The organism is Bacillus sp. C30 (genome assembly GCF_040838255.1).
Taxonomy (GTDB): domain Bacteria; phylum Bacillota; class Bacilli; order Bacillales; family Bacillaceae_G; genus Bacillus_A; species Bacillus_A mycoides.
This window is the reverse complement of record NZ_JBFPJH010000536.1, coordinates 1-1,673: the sequence shown is the minus strand read 5'-3', so window position 1 is coordinate 1,673 and position 1,673 is coordinate 1. Positions and strand designations below refer to the sequence as shown.

Sequence of the window (1,673 nt, the reverse complement as noted above, 5' to 3'; positions counted from 1 at the left end):
GAACAATACACTTCTTGAATATTTTCTATGCCATTACTATGTAAAAATGCCCTAATATGCTCTTCTGAGTTCGAAGATATAACCGCAATCCTGTAGCCTTTTTTATGTAATTCATCTAATACATCCTTCATCCCATGGAATAAAACGAGATCTTTTATGGCAGGTTGATATAATTTATAAAACTCTAACGCCAATATAGGAAGTTTATAAAGTGGTACATCGAGTTTTTTACATCTTTCAGAAATAGTCAATTTTCGTAAAGGCTCAATTTCTTCCTCACTAACTGTCTTATATCCATGCTTTTCAGCAAGTTGATTATAAATCGGTACAAATATATTTTGTGAATCTACTAATGTGCCATCAAAGTCAAAAACGATATATTTTTGCATCCCCATACTCCCTTTTTTCTTTTTTCCTAAACATATGTTATTCAACAACATAAATGTCGTATCCTTTCATAAAGAAAAAAAGAACAAGATTTTCTCTCGTTCTTTTTAAGACAACCATTTCGGCGGTACATTCGTATTCCAATAAATATTTCCTAACTCATGGTGTCCTGAATATCCATCATCAAAACGATGATAGTGGAAATTAAAATAATATCCATCTTGCGGTGGATGATCTCTCCTCACATGAAATCGCAGTAAGTCATTTCCTGATTTCGTGTCATAAACATGAAAAATCTTTTCATTATTTCCACCAGCTGGTTTTTGAGAAATCGCTAATGATTGTAACGATTCTTCTGGCACATCATTTGCAAGTTCCGCAATTGCCTCTTCAATTTTAGGTAATACAACATCTTTAAATTCATCTTCAATTACAGGCCCAATTTTAGAGCCGAATTTTTGCATAGATTGCTTCTCTGCTTCTTGCATCGCATAGTTAACAAAAGTATCGGTGGTTAACCTATCATTTGTTTCTTCATATGTATAGGACGTACTCTCCAAATTTTGTTGCCCAGCTGTGCTCGTAGGCTTGTCCGTAGCTTTGGCATTATCAAGTAATATGGAAGGAGGCGTCACTAAACCAAACGTAAATACGGTAATTAATGCGACTAAGGTTTTTCTAAACCAATTTGGCATTTATGTTCCCTCCCCTTTCACTCATTATATTTTATATAACGGTTGTTTCTTCTATTATACAAAATGATTGTAATTTTTGCACTTTACAATTTTGTTAACGTTCACATATTTTTCACTTGAATATGAAATTGTAAGATTTCATACACTATAAATACAACAACAATGAGGGGGGCAATCAGATGACTTTAGATGTCGTGTACTCAGCCGCAAGCATACTCCTTTTAGTATATTTTATTTACCAGTGTGTTACAGACTAGAAAAAGAGCCGCTTCCGGCTCTTTTTCTATGGTAAAAATACAATCCAACCAATGAATACTATAAAAATAACTCCAATAATTACTGCTGGTAATAAATAAAACTGAGAAAGGATGACCGTCCCGTATATGAATACGACTGGAAGGAGCAAATAACGATCCGCCTTCCACCTTAATAATAGTAATTCTCCTTCATCACAATATAAATGTAGAAACATTTTCTTCGTAAATTCATCCCAATAATCACGCGCATAGCGAGAAATAGCAACTATAGCAAATACAAGAATAATAGCTGTTATCCACTGCGGAGTCACGATAATACCTACAGTACTTATAC

The 1,673-nt window shown here is 33.9% G+C and carries 3 protein-coding genes; all 3 read right to left on the bottom strand.

The features are described 5' to 3' along the window. A partial coding sequence (locus AB3X49_RS22605; RefSeq protein ID WP_367964869.1) for an HAD hydrolase-like protein occupies positions 1-389 on the bottom strand: 389 nt, incomplete at its 3' end. Positions 390-494: 105 nt separating this feature from the next. Continuing rightward, on the bottom strand, positions 495-1,082 hold the full coding sequence (locus tag AB3X49_RS22600) for a YpjP family protein (RefSeq protein ID WP_367964867.1): 588 nt from the start codon (positions 1,080-1,082) through the stop codon (positions 495-497). A gap of 283 nt (positions 1,083-1,365) precedes the next feature. Beyond that, a partial coding sequence (locus tag AB3X49_RS22595; protein ID WP_367964865.1) for an ABC transporter permease occupies positions 1,366-1,673 on the bottom strand: 308 nt, incomplete at its 5' end.

Bases quoted from the DNA above. Each gene is read 5' to 3' on its own strand.
- AB3X49_RS22600 (WP_367964867.1), bottom strand. From the start codon at position 1,082: ATGCCAAATTGGTTTAGAAAAACCTTAGTCGCATTAATTACCGTATTT.